The 18,483-nt window shown below is 53.0% G+C and carries 19 protein-coding genes and 3 pseudogenes; 16 read left to right on the top strand and 6 right to left on the bottom strand.

The window, feature by feature from the left end; all coding sequences use genetic code 11:
• Window positions 1-133: 133 nt before the first annotated feature.
• Window positions 134-376, bottom strand: coding sequence for a hypothetical protein (locus tag DO97_RS23540; RefSeq protein WP_036530574.1), 243 nt, complete (start codon window positions 374-376; stop codon window positions 134-136).
• Here DO97_RS23540 and DO97_RS01395 point away from each other — a divergent pair.
• Both DO97_RS01395 and DO97_RS29985 read left to right on the top strand, forming a co-directional pair.
• Window positions 375-1,115, top strand: coding sequence for an AMP-binding protein (locus DO97_RS01395; RefSeq protein WP_052128240.1), 741 nt, complete (start codon window positions 375-377; stop codon window positions 1,113-1,115). The two genes, DO97_RS23540 and DO97_RS01395, sit on opposite strands and share 2 nt — an antisense overlap.
• Window positions 1,007-1,249 (top strand): AMP-binding enzyme, encoded by a 243-nt coding sequence (locus DO97_RS29985; RefSeq protein WP_193365046.1) that lies wholly within the window; start codon window positions 1,007-1,009, stop codon window positions 1,247-1,249. Before DO97_RS01395 ends, DO97_RS29985 begins: the two co-directional genes overlap by 109 nt.
• Here the strand turns inward: DO97_RS29985 and DO97_RS01390 are convergent.
• A complete protein-coding gene (locus tag DO97_RS01390; protein ID WP_036530650.1) occupies window positions 1,246-2,151 on the bottom strand; it encodes a carbohydrate ABC transporter permease in 906 nt (301 codons plus the stop codon). The two genes, DO97_RS29985 and DO97_RS01390, sit on opposite strands and share 4 nt — an antisense overlap.
• Before the next feature lie 367 nt (window positions 2,152-2,518).
• Between DO97_RS01390 and bchB the strand changes: the two genes are divergently transcribed.
• The 8 genes and pseudogenes from bchB to DO97_RS01355 all read left to right on the top strand — a co-directional run bounded on the left by bchB (window position 2,519) and on the right by DO97_RS01355 (window position 10,083).
• Complete coding sequence (gene bchB, locus DO97_RS01385; RefSeq protein WP_036530573.1) at window positions 2,519-4,045, top strand: ferredoxin:protochlorophyllide reductase (ATP-dependent) subunit B; 1,527 nt, start codon at window positions 2,519-2,521, stop codon at window positions 4,043-4,045.
• A 249-nt stretch (window positions 4,046-4,294) separates the two neighbouring features.
• Window positions 4,295-4,687 (top strand): RDD family protein, encoded by a 393-nt coding sequence (locus DO97_RS01380; RefSeq protein WP_204368416.1) that lies wholly within the window; start codon window positions 4,295-4,297, stop codon window positions 4,685-4,687.
• Between the two features lie 41 nt (window positions 4,688-4,728).
• The gene (gene rpmG / locus DO97_RS21725; protein ID WP_072016314.1) at window positions 4,729-4,917 is read left to right on the top strand and encodes a 50S ribosomal protein L33; all 189 of its coding nucleotides are present in this window, start codon (window positions 4,729-4,731) and stop codon (window positions 4,915-4,917) included.
• A 77-nt stretch (window positions 4,918-4,994) separates the two neighbouring features.
• Entirely contained in the window at window positions 4,995-5,213 is a 219-nt protein-coding gene (gene rpsR / locus DO97_RS01375; RefSeq protein WP_036530572.1) for a 30S ribosomal protein S18, read from the top strand.
• A gap of 55 nt (window positions 5,214-5,268) precedes the next feature.
• Window positions 5,269-7,349: pseudogene (locus DO97_RS01370) on the top strand (ribonuclease catalytic domain-containing protein).
• 62 nt (window positions 7,350-7,411) lie between these two features.
• A pseudogene (gene zds, locus DO97_RS01365) lies at window positions 7,412-8,862 on the top strand (9,9'-di-cis-zeta-carotene desaturase).
• 59 nt (window positions 8,863-8,921) lie between these two features.
• A complete protein-coding gene (locus DO97_RS01360; RefSeq protein WP_036530570.1) occupies window positions 8,922-9,395 on the top strand; it encodes an SRPBCC family protein in 474 nt (157 codons plus the stop codon).
• 148 nt (window positions 9,396-9,543) lie between these two features.
• Window positions 9,544-10,083 carry a DUF2996 domain-containing protein gene (locus DO97_RS01355; RefSeq protein ID WP_036530569.1) on the top strand — a complete coding sequence of 180 codons (540 nt, stop codon included), beginning with the start codon at window positions 9,544-9,546 and terminating at the stop codon, window positions 10,081-10,083.
• Window positions 10,084-10,271: 188 nt separating this feature from the next.
• Here DO97_RS01355 and DO97_RS01350 read toward each other — a convergent pair whose 3' ends face one another.
• Complete coding sequence (locus DO97_RS01350) at window positions 10,272-11,024, bottom strand: proteasome-type protease (RefSeq protein WP_036530568.1); 753 nt, start codon at window positions 11,022-11,024, stop codon at window positions 10,272-10,274.
• Window positions 11,025-11,089: 65 nt separating this feature from the next.
• Between DO97_RS01350 and DO97_RS01345 the strand changes: the two genes are divergently transcribed.
• Window positions 11,090-12,286: a glycosyltransferase gene (locus tag DO97_RS01345; RefSeq protein ID WP_036530567.1), complete on the top strand. Its 1,197-nt coding sequence runs from the start codon at window positions 11,090-11,092 to the stop codon at window positions 12,284-12,286.
• A gap of 75 nt (window positions 12,287-12,361) precedes the next feature.
• Here DO97_RS01345 and DO97_RS21720 read toward each other — a convergent pair.
• Window positions 12,362-12,520: pseudogene (locus DO97_RS21720) on the bottom strand (DUF4351 domain-containing protein); the annotation flags it as partial.
• A gap of 164 nt (window positions 12,521-12,684) precedes the next feature.
• On the opposite strand from DO97_RS21720, the gene DO97_RS01340 reads away from it, so the two are divergent.
• The 3 genes from DO97_RS01340 (at window position 12,685) to DO97_RS01330 (ending at window position 15,409) form a co-directional block, all read left to right on the top strand.
• Entirely contained in the window at window positions 12,685-13,461 is a 777-nt protein-coding gene (locus tag DO97_RS01340) for a DUF2092 domain-containing protein (protein WP_036530566.1), read from the top strand.
• Between the two features lie 80 nt (window positions 13,462-13,541).
• Window positions 13,542-14,336, top strand: a complete 795-nt coding sequence (locus DO97_RS21715; RefSeq protein WP_036530565.1) for a DUF6515 family protein — start codon at window positions 13,542-13,544, stop codon at window positions 14,334-14,336.
• A 140-nt stretch (window positions 14,337-14,476) separates the two neighbouring features.
• Window positions 14,477-15,409 (top strand): NADP-dependent oxidoreductase, encoded by a 933-nt coding sequence (locus DO97_RS01330; protein ID WP_036530563.1) that lies wholly within the window; start codon window positions 14,477-14,479, stop codon window positions 15,407-15,409.
• A 9-nt stretch (window positions 15,410-15,418) separates the two neighbouring features.
• Here the strand turns inward: DO97_RS01330 and DO97_RS01325 are convergent, their stop codons facing one another.
• Together DO97_RS01325 and DO97_RS01320 are read right to left on the bottom strand one after the other, a co-directional pair.
• Window positions 15,419-16,678: an MFS transporter gene (locus DO97_RS01325; protein ID WP_036530562.1), complete on the bottom strand. Its 1,260-nt coding sequence runs from the start codon at window positions 16,676-16,678 to the stop codon at window positions 15,419-15,421.
• A gap of 140 nt (window positions 16,679-16,818) precedes the next feature.
• Complete coding sequence (locus DO97_RS01320; protein WP_036530561.1) at window positions 16,819-17,010, bottom strand: hypothetical protein; 192 nt, start codon at window positions 17,008-17,010, stop codon at window positions 16,819-16,821.
• Window positions 17,011-17,227: 217 nt separating this feature from the next.
• Here DO97_RS01320 and DO97_RS01315 point away from each other — a divergent pair, with 217 nt between their 5' ends.
• A complete protein-coding gene (locus DO97_RS01315; RefSeq protein WP_052128233.1) occupies window positions 17,228-17,473 on the top strand; it encodes a hypothetical protein in 246 nt (81 codons plus the stop codon).
• A 43-nt stretch (window positions 17,474-17,516) separates the two neighbouring features.
• Window positions 17,517-18,383, top strand: a complete 867-nt coding sequence (locus DO97_RS01310) for a DUF2092 domain-containing protein (RefSeq protein ID WP_239651345.1) — start codon at window positions 17,517-17,519, stop codon at window positions 18,381-18,383.
• The last annotated feature ends 100 nt before the right edge of the window (window positions 18,384-18,483 follow it).

Below are 18,483 nucleotides of genomic sequence, written 5' to 3'. Positions count from 1 at the left end.
GGAATCCCGACTGGGCCCCCCGCGAACTCCAAGGGGTGTTAGAGCAGAGTCAACCCCATGGCATCTGGGGGGTTGGCAGAGCATCACTATCTGCCCAGCCCAGAGGAGGTGGCCGCCTCTAGCGTCTCGATTCCTACAACCCAGTGCAGAATTCTGATCCCCACCGGGGGGATCTTCCGGCAACATCCGGTTTGCCATCCATACCTGGGAAACCCTGATGGCGGCGGTTCAGGGGTTGAGGCAGCACCTGCAAGGGGAGACTATCCACTCCTGTTGTGTATTGCCCCTTTACCATGTCAGCGGTTTGATGCAGTTTCTGCGATCGCTGGTAACCGGGGGAGACGTTTGTGGTGTTGCCCTTTGGGGCAATGGTCATGGGTGTTGCGGATCTGCCGTTGCTTGATAGTGCTGCGAGTATCGCCACGGCACCCCTCGGGGAGGCTGCAACCAGAGCGGGTTTTTTTCTCTCCTTGGTACCGACCCAGCTGCAACGCTTACTAGGGCATCCAGAGGGCGGAGGTTGGCTGTCTCGTTTTCGTACGGTCTTTTTAGGGGGAGCACCGCCGTGGCCGGAGTTGCTAACCCAAGCCAGAGCCTCTGGCATTCCCCTAGCCTTGACCTACGGGATGACGGAAACCGCTGCCCAGATTGCCACCCTGCGACCGCAGGCCTTCTTACAGGGACAGAGCCATTGTGGGTCAGTGCTTCCCCATGCCCATGTCCGCATCTGTGATCCAACAGGTCAGCCACTCCCGCTCAACCAACCTGGAACCATCGACATTCAAGCTCCGTCCCTGGCGCTGGGTTACTATCCCGATGCTCCTGGCAGTGGCTTTCATGGTGATGGGTTTCAAACCGACGATCAGGGCTGGCTCGATGGCGATGGCTGCTTACACATTCTCGGTCGCAACAGCAGCAAGATCATCACCGGAGGGGTAGAAGGGTTTTTCCAGGGGAGGTGGAGGCTGCTCTGCGGGAGACCCAACTGGTTCAAGATGTCTGCGTTGTGGGTCTGGCCGATCCAGCGTGGGGACAGGCGGTTGCAGCGGTTTACGTCCCCTATGATCCCTGGGTTTTACCTGCTACCCTCAAGGCAGCGATCGCAGATCGCCTGAGCCGCTTCAAGCATCCCAAACATTGGATTCCCGTTGCCGACCTCCCCCGGAATGTCCAGGGAAAGGTGAATTATCCCCAGGTAGTGGCGATCGCCCAACAAGCCTGTACCGATCACCGGATGACTAAACCCTAGGAGGCTGCCTGTCGCTTCCGTCGATCCGAAATCCAGAGGTTTAAAATCGATAACCCTAAAATCAATAAGAACAGCACCAGCCCGATGGTACAGGCGTAGCTCATTTCTAGATTTTGAAATGCTTGTTCGTAGAGGTAATAGACAATGGTTTTGGAACTATTGCGTGGTCCCCCCTGGGTCATGATGTAGACCTCTTCAAACACCTTTGTGGCTGAAATCGCTGAAATCACTGCCACTAAGAGCAGGTAGGGCCGCATCAGTGGCACGGTAATATCCCAGTGTTGACCTACCCCATCGGAACCATCGATGGCGGCGGCTTCATAGAGATCTGCGGGAATCGATTGCAAGCCCGCCAGATAGATCACCATGTAGTAGCCCAATCCTTTCCAGATGGTCACTGCCATGACACTAAAGATTGCCCAACGGGGACTGGTGAGCCAGGGAATGCCATCCCTGCCCAACCCCAGGGGTAGCACCTGGAGCCATTGGTTGAGCAAGCCATTCTCAGCGTAGAGCCATCTCCAGGCAATGCCAGCCACCACCATGGAAATCACAACCGGGGTGTAGTAGGCGGCGCGAAACCAGCGAATCCCCCGGAGTTTTTGGTTCACGAGAATCGCCAACCCCAAAGGTAGGGTCACCAAAACGGGCACCACCCCCACCAGGTAGATCAGGGTATTCCCCAGGGTTTGCCAAAAGACGCGATCGCCCCAGAGGCGGTGAAAGTTCGCCAGTCCCACCCACTCTGGTGCCTGGGTGAGGTCGTATTCAAATCGGGTAAAGCTGAGGTAAAACGCCTGAATGCCAGGCCAGAAAACGGTCAGGCTCAAGACCAACAAGGCGGGCAACAAAAACAGGTACGGGGTCAGCGCCCTGTGGAATTTATTGTCTATATATTTCATCCGATCCCAACCTGTGTTACACCTGGCAACCGTGGCGATTATAGCAATCTGGGAACAGGTGACTGATGATGGGGCTGCCATAGAGGGAATGGAATGAATATCCCAAATTCCTCTCTAGATAAGCGTCCCAGGATATCTCTAGCCATTAAGAATCATTGCAAGTCCGGCGGGGAAGTCCCCCTAGATTTGGGGTGGTGTATGCTCTGTCCAGTAAGGGTTCAAAGGAGTTTGGGGATCGATTTTCTACATCAACCCATCGGGGTCAGGGTTGCCCATAGGAGGACTCGGTCTGAGAAAATTGAGAGGCATTATCATCCCCTGTCCCTGCTCCCGACCCTGACCGAACCCCGCATAAGAGAGGCACCCTATGAAATTGGCTTACTGGATGTATGCTGGTCCCGCCCACATTGGTACACTTCGCATTGCCAGCTCCTTTAAAAACGTCCACGCCATTATGCATGCGCCTCTGGGAGACGACTACTTCAACGTCATGCGTTCGATGTTGGAACGGGAGCGGAATTTTACCCCCGTCACCACCAGTGTGGTGGATCGCAACGTTTTAGCCCGTGGTTCCCAAGAAAAAGTCGTCGATAATATTACCCGCAAGGATAGTGAAGAGCATCCAGACTTGATTGTGCTCACTCCCACCTGCACCTCCAGCATTCTGCAAGAAGACCTGCAAAACTTTGTGGATCGGGCGCAGATTGAGGCTCAAGGCGATGTGATGCTGGCCGATGTCAACCACTATCGCGTCAACGAGTTGCAGGCCGCCGATCGCACCCTCCAGCAAATCGTTCATTACTACATTGAAAAAGCGCGCAAGAAAGGGGAACTCCCGGAGGGCAAAACTGCCAAGCCTTCCGTCAACATCCTGGGGATGACCACTCTGGGCTTCCACAATCAGCATGACTGCACCGAGCTCAAGCGATTGATGGCGGATCTGGGGATTGCAGTCAATGCGGTCATCCCTGAGGGAGCATCGGTTCACGAAATCAAGAAACTCCCCCAGGCCTGGTTTAACCTTGTGCCCTATCGGGAAATCGGTCTAATGACGGCTGAATATTTGCACCAGGAGTTTGGCACTCCTTGCATCGACATTACCCCCATGGGCGTGGTTGAGACCGCCCGTTGTCTGCGGAAAATTCAGCAGGTAATCAACGAGCAGGGAGCCGATGTCAACTATGAGGACTACATCAACAACCAAACCCTCTATGTGTCCCAGGCAGCTTGGTTCTCCCGTTCCATTGACTGCCAAAATCTCACGGGCAAAAAAGCGGTTGTGTATGGAGACAATACCCATGCAGCGGCCATGACCAAAGTGTTAGCTCGGGAAATGGGCATCCATGTGGTTTGGGCGGGCACCTACTGTAAATACGATGCCGACTGGTTCCGGCAAGAAGTCAGTGAGTACTGCGATGAGGTCTTGATTACCGATGATCATGGCCTAGTTGGGGATGCGATCGCCCGTGTAGAACCCTCAGCCATCTTTGGAACCCAAATGGAGCGCCATGTCGGCAAACGCCTGAATATTCCCTGCGGTGTGATTGCTGCCCCCATCCACATCCAGAACTTCCCCATTGGCTACAAGCCCTTCCTGGGGTATGAAGGCACCAACCAACTCACCGATCTGGTTTACAACTCCTTTACCCTGGGCATGGAAGACCACCTGTTAGAGATCTTTGGGGGGCATGACACCAAGGAAGTGATCCACAAAGGCATCTCCGCTGGTTCTGACCTCAACTGGAATCGCGAAGCCCAAGCCGAGTTGAATAAAGTACCGGGTTTTGTGCGCGGTAAGGTGAAACGGAACACTGAGAAGTTTGCCCGTGAGCGGGGGATGAATGAGATCACCCTGGAAGTGATGTACGCAGCCAAGGAAGCAGTCGGCGCTTAACCTTGCCAGCGATGGATATCGCACCTTCTCCAAAACAGTGACCGCTGCGATCGCTGAACCCCCTAAGATGGGAGAGATCCGTCGCAATCATCGTTATGCGGAGTGAACTTGTAGCCAATCGCTATCCCAGGGTACCTATGGGCCGCCGCGCAGCGGCCTTTGCCATTGATTTTGTGACGGTCTGGCTGATTAGTTCCCCCTTCGGCGGCACCAATCCTGGGGTTCAGGTGACCCAGAGCCTCAGTTTTTATGCTGGTGTGGCTGATCGCCCGGGTGCTGGTGACTTACCAGAACCAGGGCCAAAGTTTGGGTCGTTGGGCACTGGATATGAAGGTGGTCGAAACTCGCTACGGTCGAGGGCCGGGGCTGCTGGAGCTGGCAAAACGGGAGGGCATTGCTGGGTTGGGGGCGTTGCTGGTGGTGCTAGGGCTGACCAATCTATCCCCCACCAACGCCGGGGTGATGCTGTTGGTGCTACCCCTCGTGATCGACTGTCTCCCCGCCTGGGTAGACCCCCTGCAACGACAGGCCCTCCACGATCGCGTCGCCGGAACCCTGGTGGTAGCCAGTCGGCGGGGTTACTCCCTAGACCTGAAATTAAAAAAGATGGTTGCGGAAGTGAGCCGTCGTATGAAACAATAAAAGTTTGTGTCTAAAATTTAGTTCACCCCCGATCTGAAACTATGGCTAAGGGCGTCCGCATCATCATTACGCTGGAATGTACCGAGTGTCGCAGCAATTCCAATAAGCGATCGCCCGGTGTTTCCCGTTATACCACCACCAAGAACCGTCGTAACACCACGGCTCGGATAGAACTGAAGAAGTTTTGTCCCCACTGCAATAAGCACACGGCTCACAAAGAAATTAAGTAGGGTTCTAAGGAATCTTGGTTAACTATCGCCGTTCCTCGTCGTCTATCTCTTGAACTTGTTTTGGGTTGTACTTCGCTATGGCTAACTTCTTCCGTCAACGTGTTTCCCCGATCAAACCCGACGAACCCATCGACTACAAAGATGTCGATCTCCTGCGGAAGTTCGTCACCGAACGGGGCAAAATCTTACCCCGGCGGATCACTGGTTTAACCGCCAAGCAGCAGCGCGATTTAACAGCTGCAATTAAAAGGGCTCGCCTCTTGGCTTTATTACCGTTTATTAACCAAGAGGGTTAGACGCTAGGGTATAGAGTGGATGGGCAACTATTGCAACCGCACCCTTAAGGTCTGAATGGAGAAGGGAACTCTCATTGAATTTCGTCTGCACAGCGACCGACATCTGGCGGTTGCCGAGCGTCCAGAGGGTAAGAAACACTGGATTGTAACCGATCAACGGGGTCAATCCCATACCATTCATCCCCGACAGATTACCTATGAGGTGTCCGGGCAACTCTATCGTCCTGCCGATCTTTCTAAGTTTTGGCAGCAGGTGCAGCCCTATCTAGACCCAGCCGCCTTAGAAGTGGCCTGGGAATTGCTGGTGGAAGCCGGAGAAATTGTTACTCCCACCAGTTTGGCACTGCTACTGTTTTCAGCACAGGACCCCCCCTTGCTCTATGCCGCCCACGTGCTGTTGGCGGACGATAAGTTGTACTTTAAGCAAAAAGGGGAGGGCTATGAACCTCGCTCTGCGGTTCAGGTTGCAGAACTCAAGCATCAACTGGAAATGGAGCAGCAGCGCCAGCAAGAATGGCAGGAATTCTTGGCGCTGATCCGTCAACAATTGCAGCGGCAGCAGGGGCTATCAGCGGCAACCCCTCTCCCCCCGAGCTGCCACCAACTGATGGCATTGTGTCCGACTTGGCGAAGTTCCGTCCTCGTATTGAGTCTTTGGAGCGGTTTGCTACCCTGGGAGAAGAAGCGTCACACCGCACCCCAGCTCTAGAACTTTTGACAGCCTTGGAGCGCCCTCAAACGTCCCAGGCCGCCTTCCAGTTATTAGTAGATCTGGATCTGTGGAGTCCCCATGAGAATCTCTTTCTGCGTCGCAGTCAGATCCCGCTTCACTTTCCTCCACAGGTGCTGGAATTGGCTGATCATCGTCTGCATTCATCCCTACCTGACTCCAATGTTGAGCGTCTGGATCTAACCACGCTCAAGGTCTACACGATTGACGATGAGAGTACCCGTGAAATTGATGATGGTCTGAGTCTGGAATACTTGAGCGATGGTCGGGAACGGCTGTGGATTCATATTGCCGACCCCACCCGCTGGTTGGCTCCTGGGGATCACCTGGATCTGGAAGCCCGTCGCCGCAGCACCACCCTGTATCTGCCCACGGGCATGATTCCCATGTTCCCCGTGGAGTTGGCAACTGGGCCAATGAGTTTGGTGCAGGGACGGGAGTGCTTTGCCCTCAGTTTTGGCATCATCCTCGACTCAGAGGGAGCTGTAGTGGAGTATGGGATTCACGCCAGTCTGATTAAGCCCACCTATCGACTGACCTACGAGGATGTCGATGAAATGCTGGAACTGGGAATTGAGGCGGAGCCGGAATTAGCGGCGATCGCGGCCAGAGCCAAGTGCCGACGTACCTGGCGTCAGTCCCAAGGGGCGATTAGCATTAATATGCCGGAGTCTTCCATTAAGGTTTGTGATGACGAGATCACCATTCAAGTCCTGGATGATTCTCTATCGCGGCAGATGGTAGCTGAAATGATGATTTTGGCGGGAGAGGTGGCCGGTCGCTATGGCCGCGCCCATAATCTTCCCCTGCCTTTCCGCAACCAACCCCAGCCGGAACTGCCCTCCGATGGGGAACTGCTGCAACTCCCCCCTGGACCGGTGCGTGCCTGTGCCATTCGTCGCTGCATGCCCCGGAGTGAACTCAGCATTCAGCCCGCTCGCCATGCCAGTCTCGGCTTAGATACCTATACCCAGGTAACGTCTCCGATTCGCCGTTACAGTGATCTGCTGGCTCATTTCCAGATTAAGGCTCACCTGCGGGGCGATCTACTGCCCTTTTCCCTGGATCAAATGAAGGATCTGGTTCAGAGTATCAGCTCGACGGTGCAGGAAGCCACCCTAGTGGAACGGCAAACAAACCGTTATTGGGGCTTAGAGTACCTGCGTCGCCATTCCCAAATGGTGTGGCAAGCCCTGATGTTGCGCTGGTTGCGGGAGCATGAAAACCTGGGATTAATTCTGATCGAGGATTTAGGCTTGGAACTGGCGATGCGGTTTAACCGTGGCATTGAACCCGGCGATCGCCTCGAAATTCGGGTCAGTCATTCCGATCCCCGACAAGATTTTATTCAATTCCAGGAGATCAGTTTGCGAGATCCCCAGGCGATCGCCGTCAGCAACCACTGACGGCGGGGGCTGCAAAACTCTTTAAAATATGTAACGAATACTCATCAGGAACAAGTCTCAGAATGCGAGTTGCAATTGTTGGGGCGGGTCTGGCTGGCATGGCGACGGCAGTGGATCTCGTCGATGCTGGTCACAGCGTCGAAATTTTTGAGTCCCGCCCCTTTGTGGGGGGCAAGGTGGGGAGTTGGGTCGATGCCGAGAACAACCCTATCGAAATGGGATTGCATGTGTTTTTTGGTTGCTACTACCAGCTGTTTGCCCTCATGGACAAGGTCGGTGCCCTGGAAAATCTGCGGCTCAAAGACCATGTCCACACCTTTGTCAATCACGGCGGTGTCCTCGGAGCCCTGGATTTCCGCTTTCTCACCGGTGCTCCCCTCAATGGCTTAAAAGCATTTTTCACCACCTCCCAACTGTCCTTGCGGGATAAAGCCCAAAATGCGATCGCCCTGGGGATTAGTCCCCTGGTCAGAGGCTTGGTGGACTTTGACGGGGCCATGGGGACGATTCGGCAGCTGGATCGGATCAGTTTTGCCGACTGGTTTCGTCAGCATGGTGGCTCCAACGGCAGCATTCAGCGTCTATGGAATCCCATTGCCTATGCCCTGGGATTTATTGACTGCGAACAAATTTCGGCTCGCTGTATGCTCACCATCTTTCAGTTTTTTGCTGCCCGTACGGAAGCCTCGGTGTTACGGATGCTGGAAGGGTCGCCCCAGGAATATCTGCATCAGCCAATCCTGGATTATTTGCAACAACGGGGGGCTAAAATCCATACTCGGCATCGGGTACGGGAGATTTTGTTTGCCACATCGAAGACTACCACCCAGGTTACAGGACTGGTGGTGGCCCAGGGAGACACAGCGTCCACGATCACCGCTGATGCCTATGTCTGTGCCTGTGATGTCCCAGGGATTCAGCGCCTGCTCCCCCAGGCTTGGCGGCAGTGGGAGACCTTTGACAATATCTACCAGCTGGATACGGTGCCCGTAGCCACGGTGCAACTGCGGTTTGATGGCTGGGTGACCGAACTTCACAATCAGGCTGAGCGTCAACAACTGGAACATGCTGCGGGTTTGGATAATCTGCTCTATACTCCCGATGCGGACTTCTCATGCTTTGCCGATCTGGCCCTGACCAGTCCGGGTAGCTACTACCGTTCAGGACAGGGGTCGCTGTTACAACTGGTGTTGACACCGGGGGTATCCTTTTATTAAGCAAAGCAATGAAGCGATCGCCGATCATGTGTTACAGCAGGTGCAAGATCTTTTTCCCCTCCGCCCGAGAACTGAAGATGACCTGGTACAGTGTGGTGAAACTGGCCCAGTCTCTCTATCGAGAAGGCCCCGGAATGGATCGTTATCGCCCCTCCCAAACCACCCCAATTGCCAACTTTTTCCTGGCCGGAAGCTACACCCAGCAGGACTACATCGATAGTATGGAAGGAGCCACCCTCTCGGGGCGACAGGCTGCCCAAGCGATTCTGTCAACCCTTGCCCCCGCAACGCCCTAATCAGCTGGGAGCTATGCCGTGCTCTCGCTCTCCCTCTCGCTCTCCCTCTCCCCTTTCCTATGTCTGACTGGCTGGAACACAGTGTACAAGTTGAAGTCGATGTCCCCATTGCCACGACCTGGAACCTCTGGTCTGATCTAGAACAGATGCCCCAATGGATGAAGTGGATTCAATCCGTCAAAATTCTGGAGGAGACCCCAGAACTATCTCGTTGGACCCTGGCCTCGGGAGGGTTGCAGTTTAGCTGGCTGTCGCGGATTCTCAAAACCGTGCCCCACCAGATCATCCAATGGGAATCCGTGGATGGACTCCCCAACCGGGGGGCGATTCGCTTCTATGACCGGGGCAGCAACAGCATTGTCAAGCTCACGGTGGCCTATGCCATCCCTGGCATCCTAGGACAACTGATGGATAATCTGTTCTTGGGGAGGGTGGTCGAGTCTACCCTCCAAGCCGATCTGGATCGATTTCGGGAGTATGCCCGCCAAGTCGATCCATCGGGTTCTGCCAGAAACGAATCCCCCACCTATTGACTCCCTTTGGGGGGTGGAATCATTGTTTTTGAACCAACGCTGTCATCAAATGCCTGAAGTTACGCTTGAATAGATAACAGCTGACCGGCGATCGCCCGTGAGTGATGGAACTGCAATCCATATTTCAGATTTCTCCGAGGACATAGCAATGGCAGAAGAGACAACGCCCAAGGTGAGCCCAGCATCCAGCGCTGATGCGGCCTCAGATGTGAAGCCCGCCAAGCCGAAGGTCGCCAAAGTAGCTGCAGAGACAACGGTCGCAGAAACGGCTGCAGACACCAAGCCAGCGGCGAAGCCCAAAAAAGAAAAAGCTCCAGCAGTGGAGGATAAGCCCTTTGCCGAGTTTATCCCCCAGGATTATCTCCCCGCCATTGGCAAAGCCTTTACAGCCCTTGGCATTTCCGATCTGCAACTTGATTTTGTCAACCAAACGCTGCCGGTGCGGGGGCTGGAAAAGACTGAGTCTTGGCAAGTGGTGGGTTCCTGGGCACGGGGGCAGCGGCAGTTTAATCTGTACTTTCTGGCCGCCGATATTCAAGGGCAACGGGCATTTTCCTGTACCGATAATGGTACCCAGGCAAGTATCCTGGAGCCATTTTTGGGCGATGAACGCAAAGTCACCCTCGATCTGCTGGTGTTTGGTTTAATGCAGCGCTTGAACGGTCAGAAGTGGTTGGCACGGAACTAACGGCGATCGCTCCCGGATAGGGATGATGGCGCGAGCGGTCTGGGAAGATTTTGGGGATGGGTGAAAAACCCTGAAAAAACTCCCCCCTTTTATAGCGCTACTCAGGCAGATGAGGACAGGATTCAGACGGTCAAACGCCGATTCTGGGAAACTGCCTGACACGCCATCCCACAAAAGTTAACAGCGTCCTAGCCCTTGGGGTTCGTTGCCTGAGGATGCCAATCAATCTCCGGCATGCCTTCAAAGGCTACCTTGAGGGATGTCTCCCAGTACTTACGGATCTGTACTAGGTAGGGGTCACCGACGGGTAGGCGCAGACTGTGCTGCACCTGGAAGGTGTTGGCCTCATACATCACCAGGTTGATCGGAGGAGCTACAGAAATATTCGATTTCATTGTCGAGTCGATGGAGAGCAGGGCACACTTGGCCGCCGCAGCTAGAGGAGTCTCATAGTTCAAGGTGCGATCCAGGATTGGCTTGCCATATTTTGTTTCCCCCACTTGGAGAAAGGGCGTTTCTCGGGTGGCTTGGATGCAGTTGCCTTGGCTATAGATCAGGTACAGACCGGCTTCTTCTCCTTTAATCTGACCCCCCAGGAGGAGGTTGCACTGAAAGTCAATGCCATCTTTTTGCAGCCAGGGGCGATCCTGTTCCTCCATCGATCGCAGTTTACCGCCGATGTAGCGAGCGACCTCGTACAGGGTCGGCAAGTTATGCAAATTAATACCATCTGGCAGCTTTAAATCCCGCTGCAAGGCGGCGATCACAGCCTGGGTAATCGACAGGTTGCCAGCAGTGCAAATCAAGAGCACTCGCTCCTCTGATTGGGAAAAGTCAAACAACTTCAAATAGGTCGAAATATGATCCACGCCAGCATTGGTGCGGGAATCAGCAGCCATCACGAGGCCAGATTGGGTAATAATTCCCAGACAGTAGGTCATATCAGCAGTTAGAGTAGGCCAGTATCCAAAGATTAAGATATACCCTATCGACGAACGCGCTGCCTATGAATCTCGTTGGTTTGGGACTCACGACCCTCTCCTTGGTAATTTGGCTGGGCCTGCTGCTAGGGCGGGGGCAGTTTTGGCGCACCGATCAACAACTCGCCGCCATCCCTCCCGATTTACCCTACTACCCAACCATTTGTGCGGTGATTCCGGCTCGCAATGAGGCCGATGTCTTGCCGACAACCCTGCGATCGCTACTGATACAGGACTATCCCGGTCAGTTGACAGTTATTCTCGTGGATGACCAGAGCAGCGATGGCACCACCATGGTCGCTCAGGAAGTTGCGATCGCCCTCGGGAAAACGTCTCAACTCCAGATCCTGGCTGGGGCACCACTCCCCCAGGGCTGGACGGGTAAACTGTGGGCGATGGAACAGGGGACCCGGCAAGCGCAGACTCTGATGCCCCCTCCCGACTATCTCCTGCTCACCGATGCTGATATTGAGCATGATCCCCAGAATCTTTGGCGGTTGGTGGCAAAGGCAGAGATGGAACAGTTAGATCTCGTCTCCCTGATGGTGAAACTGCGGTGTCAGAGTTTCTGGGAGCAATTTCTGATCCCCGCCTTTGTATTTTTCTTTGCCAAGCTATATCCATTTCGTTGGGTGAATCGCCCCGACCATCCCTTGGCCGCCGCCGCCGGGGGCTGTATTCTGATGCGACAGGCTGCCCTTGGGCGAATCGGTGGCCTACAAGTGCTGAAGGAAGCCTTGATTGACGACTGTACCTTGGCCCAGCAGGTGAAATCGACCCGTGCCGATCCCAGCCGCCCGACGGGCATTTGGCTAGGGCTGACGACCTTGACCCAGAGCCTGCGTCCCTACGACTCTCTGGCGACAATCTGGAATATGGTGGCCCGCACTGCCTTTACCCAGTTACAGTATTCCCCTGGGCTACTGGTTGGCACCCTGCTGGCGATGACCCTGATCTATTTGCTGCCTCCCTTGGCAACGATCTCGGGGGTGTTCACTGGCAATTGGCCGCTGGCGCTGGTGGGCAGCATCGGCTGGCTGGTGATGGCGATCGCCTATCTACCGATGGTTCGCTTCTATGGCTGTCTGCCTCTCTGGGCCTTCAGCTTACCCGCGATCGCCCTGTTGTATACCCTGATGACCTTGGATTCGGCTCTGCGCCACTGGCGCGGCCAGGGGGGAGCTTGGAAGGGACGGGTTTATGCTCAAGTTCATCGCGGTTAGTGGGGTAAGTGGTATGGCAGTTTATCTGGACGTAGCCAGCGAAGCGCCTGCGCCCAGAACCGTTGTCCCCACCCCTTAAAAAGATTTGAACCAGTTATCTAGATCGGACGGGGTGGCAAAATCTAACAAAGCCTCCACTTGCTCTAGGGATAACCCTTGGAGTTGAGTCAGTAACCCAGGTGATAGGGTGCCAATGCGGCGGGTGAGTTGGCGAACAATCAACGATTGCTTGCCTTCTAACTTACCCCACCTACTCTAGTCCAGCACCTTGACCTCAACTGCTGCGTAAATCCTTGTCATCATCCCGCTGCTTCCTCTAACCATTGTATAATTGGTATTAATATCACACATACTAGTGTGCTGAAATAAGACTTTTGAACTCATTTTTGTACTGGCCAATGCATATCATCAACAGTATTTTTATTGTCGGCACTATTCTGTTGTCTAGTCCACTAGTAGTTGCTGCCCAACCTGTCTCATTTAACCCCTCGCCGGATGCTCGAGCAAATCAAATTTTTAGTCAGACCTGTAATTTCTTGAAGGCTCAGAAATTCTTTAGCTTTGATCTTGATATTACCTACGATAATGTATTGAACTCTGGGCAGAAAGTACAATACAGCGCTTACCAGATTGTCAAAGTACGAAAGCCTAACAGTTTACAGGTTGATTATAAGGGTGATCAAAGAAATACCCGTTTCTACTACGATGGCAAGACTTTTACATGGTTAAATACTGACGATAATCTCTATGCCACTCAACCTGCTCCAGCTACCATAGACGACACGGTTGCTCTGCTCGAAACACAATACGGCATTACTTTGCCGCTCTCAAATTTAGTTGTTAGCGATCCTTGCAAAATTATTCGGGGCAATATTGAGCATATTGAATATGTCGGCTCAGGTTTTGTTAATCGCACACCTGCCCATCATTTGTTTATTACCGGTAAGGATCGGGATTGGCAGTTGTGGGTGAGGGAGGGAGAAAAGGCCATTCCCCTCAAAATTGTAATCACTTACAAAGATCAACCAAGTCAGCCTCAATACACAGCGATTTTTTCTAACTGGAACTCTAATCCTACGATTCCTAAAAACTCATTTTCCTTTGTTGCACCTCCGGACGCAGGTCAGATTAATTTTCTCCAGATTGATCATACAAACGATTTACCAAAGAAGTAAGCCTCTATGCCTTTTTCTTTAGAGAATCGTAGTCAATCGCCTGTATAGATAACAACTTTTATAGTGCATGTGCCATCGTTATGAAACACCCAATCTTATCCATTTGCCTGACATTAATTTTTGGCATTACTCTATCTCCCTATGATTTTGCCTTTGCTCGCGGTGGCGGTGGGCGTGGCGGTGGCGGTGGGCGTAGCGGTGGATCTCCTGGTGGCGGGGCTCGTTTTAGTGGTGGGGGAAATACGAGGGTGAATTTGCAAAATCAAGGTAATGTTAGCAATTTTAACCGACCCACAAATTCTAATTTACAAAATCGCAATATTCAGAATTCAGGAAATGTTAACCGCAATATTCAGAATTCAGGAAATGTTAACCGCAATATTCAGAATTCAGGAAATGTTAACCGCAATATTCAGAATTCAGGAAATGTTAACCGCAATATATCGGGTAACACGGTTAATGTTAATAGAAATATTAATCGTGATCAAAACTGGTATGCAGGGGGATGTCGCTCCAATTGCTGGGGAGCTGGGGGTGGCTGGTATGGGCGAGGATACTATACTCCCCCTGGATGGGGATTGGCTGCCTTTGGCACAAGTTTGGCAATTGGAGCTGCGCTGAGTACTCCCCCCCCCAATTACAGCACCCTAGTTGTCGGGGGGTCAGAATATTTATATTCAGATGGAATTTATGTGCAGCCCAACGGTAGTTCCTATATTGTCACTGCCCCTCCCGAGGGAGCGGTGGTTAGCTATCTGCCCGATGGTTGCACTGCGACCAACAGCAATGGGACTCAACTGTTTGAGTGTAGTGGGGTGATTTATCAGCCTTTCTATCAAAATGGTGATGTGGTTTACCAGGTTGTGAATTCATAGCAGTAGTAAAAGTGAGTGGCTCTATCATTACTGCAAAACGCTAGGGTTGCCGCCTCAGAATTGAGAGTGTGGCTCCTTATTTTGAGGGGGCTTTCTTACAATATGGGAAACATATTGGCGTGAAATTGGAGAGGGTTGTGATGAAAGCAGTACGCATTCACACCTACGGAGGTTCTGAGGTTCTGAGCTACGAAGACGCACCACGACCGGAAATTGCAGACGACGATGTACTGATTCAGGTTTATGCTGCTGCCGTTAATCCGGTTGACTGGAAAATTCGGGAGGGCTATCTCCAAGGTTTTCTGCATCACCAACTGCCGCTGATCTTAGGCTGGGATGTTTCAGGGGTTGTGGAAGCGGTGGGTGCTAAGGTCACGACCTTTAATCCAGGAGATCACGTCTACTCTCGTCCGAATATTGAACGCGATGGTACCTATGCCGAGTACGTTGCTGTCAAGGCTTCCGAAGTTGCCTTCAAACCCACAAGTATTGATCATGTCCATGCAGCGGCGGTTCCGCTCGCCGCAATCACGGCATGGCATGCACTGTTTGAAACGGCACAGTTGACTGCAGGGCAACGGGTCTTGATCCATGCGGCAGCGGGTGGGGTTGGAACCTATGCAGTGCAATTGGCCCGGTGGAAAGGGGCTGAGGTCATTGGCACAGGTTCAGCGCGGAACCGAGACTTCCTGATGCAGTTGGGAGCAACCGAGGTGGTGGATTACCAGACCACTGCATTTGAAACCGTGGTGGATCCGGTCGATGTGGTGTTTGACACCATGGGGGGAGAAGTGCAAGCGAGATCGTGGCAGGTTGTGAAACCTGGTGGGATGCTAGTTTCGGTTGTGACACCCCCACCCGAAGAAACAGCCGCCGCCCATAATTGTCGCAGTGCCTTTGTCTTTATTCAACCGCGAGGGGATTGGTTAACCGCGATCGCCCAACTGATTGACGCAGGCCAGGTAACTCCGATTGTTGAGGTTGTGCTTCCCCTGAGTCAGGTCGCCGAGGCACACCATTTAAGCCAGAACGGACATACACGGGGAAAGATTGTGCTTCAGGTCAAAGCGTGAAGTTCATCATCATTCAGAAGCTTTAATTGCATAGGCATCTTCATCCCTCCCCACTGCAAATCGGAGGGAACGTGGGATATCTTTGCTGGACTGGGTTAAGAAGGTTACAACCGCCAGCAGGGACAAACCTGCGGCCAATTGAAACAATCCCCGGTAGCCAATCTGTTCGGCAAAGAATCCCAGGGCAGGCCCTGCAATGATTAAGCCTAGGTCGAACCCCCCCATGCAAAGGCTAAAAACCCGTCCCCGTTCATGGGGGAAGGAGCGATCGCTCATCAAGGCCACCACCATGGGAATCAGGATGCCACTGCCCATGCCTTCCATCACCCCTGCCAGCAAAAACATTTCAGCCTCGGTTGCAAGACTCAAAATTGACATGGCTAGGGTGTAAAAGCCCAGGCTCATGGTGATAAATAAACCGCGACCATAGTGATCCGATGCTTGCCCGGTGAGTACTCGCACCCCAAAACTGGCGATCGCGGCGGCGGCATAGAACAACCCTGGGTTGAGGGCAACCTGACTCTCTTTGATGTACAACGGCACAAAGGTACTGAGCACACCGAAGGCCAGCCCAATGAGCAACATGACTAGGGTCGGAATCCGCAGTCGAGGACTGAGGAGTAGGCTCCAAAACTGATCAGCCTCTGGAGACTGGGTGGAGGGATGCGGGGGCAGTGTCGATTCTATGGCAGCAATCCTGGGCTCTTGGATCTGCATCGTACAAATCCAACCCAGTAGTCCCAAACCCGATGAGAGGATAAACAACGGTGTGTAACCGAGCCATTCCTGCAAAAAACCACCCATCGCGGGGCCAAACGCCACACCGACAGGGTTGACTAAGCTCATGTAACCAATGATTTCCCCACGATGCTCATCAGGTGCCAAATCCGTTACCAAAGCAGCATAGGCCATGGCAAAGGCAGCGATGCTCAAGCCGTGAAAGGCACGCACCACCATCAGCAGGGGGATGAATTGAATCAACAAATATCCCAATGGGGCGATTGCCACGGCTGCCATGCCTATCAGCATCACAATTTTTCGCCCCCGTCGATCTGCCATCTGTCCTAACCACCGCCGAGACAACAGTAGACCAATGGCAAATGACCCCATGACCAGACCAATGTCATGGTTGCTGCCCCCAATGGCCTGCACATAGAGCGGTAGGGTCGGTAATAAGGAGGCTAAACTTGACCAAAAAAATAACCCAGCCGCAAACAGCACCAGCAAATTGCGTCTGAGCTGGGGACTCAAGGTTCGTAAACTTTTCAAAATACTAAGCCCTCAGCCCTGCCCTAATTTGAGTAACCTTGGTTGGAGCCATAGCTGCTCCACTTCGCTAGATTACTGACAATTATGATGGGTGGGGCGATCGCCCGGAACCCTCCAGACGGGTGAGGGGGATGGATACTTTAGCAGGATTGTCGAGAAACTAGCTTTTCCACTGTTGCTTGGGTTTGGTGGAGTAACGCCTCGCGACTGTCAGAGGTGCGGGTGAGGGAGGGAACTAAATTGCGCGCCTGTAACGCCATGTGAAGCTGAAGGTGAGCTACGTACTCACTGAAGTCTTCACGAAATGCCTGTTGTGGAATCTGATGAGACATAGAATCCAAAGTGTTCTCCTTCTCTAGCCTTTCACGGTTCATTCACCACCCAGAAAGTTACCACGGAGAGATTGCTGACTTTAAATCCTGCAATGAAGTGTAATGGTAATGGTCCAATGCAATCGCGATTGAGCAACCCTGGCAATGAAGTAGACAACTGCAATTAAATCTAAGATAGAAGCAGAGATAGAAGCAGAGAGATGCCACTGTAGCCTTTATGGCTGCACCAATTCAGATTATTTTGACTCAGGAGGAAGAGCGCACCCTAGCAGAATTGCGGATGGCATCGACGCTGCCCCAACGCACCCGAGATCGAGATCATATGCTGCGGATCAATGCTCAAGGGTGGATCGTGCCAGCAATATCTGGGCCACTGAAAGAAGAAGAAATTATGGAGTTCCAGGGTGAAGGGATCGATCATTGTCTATTCACATTGTTTACGCATCATCTGAGTCATGCATAGAGGAGTGCTTGAGATGAAGAAATTGAACCGATCCAAAACAAGTATGCCAATGCTTGGGCTGTTTCTGCTCCAGGTTTGTTTGCTGCCGCTCAGTGGCCTCTGGATAAGTCAACTGGCCAGTGCTCAGACCCCTCAGCCAAAGTCACCATCAGCGCAGAATCCATCGACTCCAGCGAGTTCTCAGCCAGCCCTGGAACCGAAAGCACTGGCGATTTTAAAAGCGACCAGCGATCGCCTTGCAGCTGCCCAGACGATGACCTTTACTGCCGTCAGCACTTACGAAAGTCCCAGTCGCATCGGGCCTCCCCTGGTTTACACCACGACCTCAGATGTCACGTTGCAACGTCCGGATAAACTGAAGGTAATTTCCCCCGGTGACGGCCCCCCTTCACAGTTCTATTACGATGGCAAAACCATCACGGCCTTTGCACCCAATGAAAATCTGGTTGCCATCAAGCAAGCACCACCTACCATTGATGCGGCTCTCCAAGCCGCCTACGAAGATGGGGCGGTATATTTCCCCTTTACGGATGTGCTGGTGGCCAATCTCTACAAGGATATTACCGATGGCCTGAAGTCAGCCTTTTACGTTGGACAGTCGAAGGTGATTGGCGGTACTACCACGGACATAATCGCGATCGCCAATGACAAGGTATTCGCCCAGGTCTGGATTGGCACCACTGATAAGCTGCCCCGGATGATTCGTGCCGTCTACAAAGACGATCCATCTCGCTTGCGGCATCAAGTGGCCTTCTCGAACTGGAAACTGGATGTTCCCATTGCCGCCAATGCCTTTACATCCCCTCATACCACAACGGCTAAAAAGATTGAGTTCAAGGCTCCTGACCCACCGCCTGCTCCATCGACTCCTTCTCGGCCAGCTTTTGAGCCGCCCAGACTGACTCAATAGGATCATGAATTAAATAACTTGGTTAGGTTGGGTTGAGGAACGAAACCCAACCTACGAAAGCCGACATTGTTGAGTTCTCATTCTTTAGAGGCAGAGGCAG

Origin of the sequence: Neosynechococcus sphagnicola sy1, from assembly GCF_000775285.1 — a bacterium.
GTDB lineage: Bacteria > Cyanobacteriota > Cyanobacteriia > Neosynechococcales > Neosynechococcaceae > Neosynechococcus > Neosynechococcus sphagnicola.
Note: the sequence above shows the minus strand (reverse complement) of the source record. Positions and strands in the feature narration are given on the sequence as shown.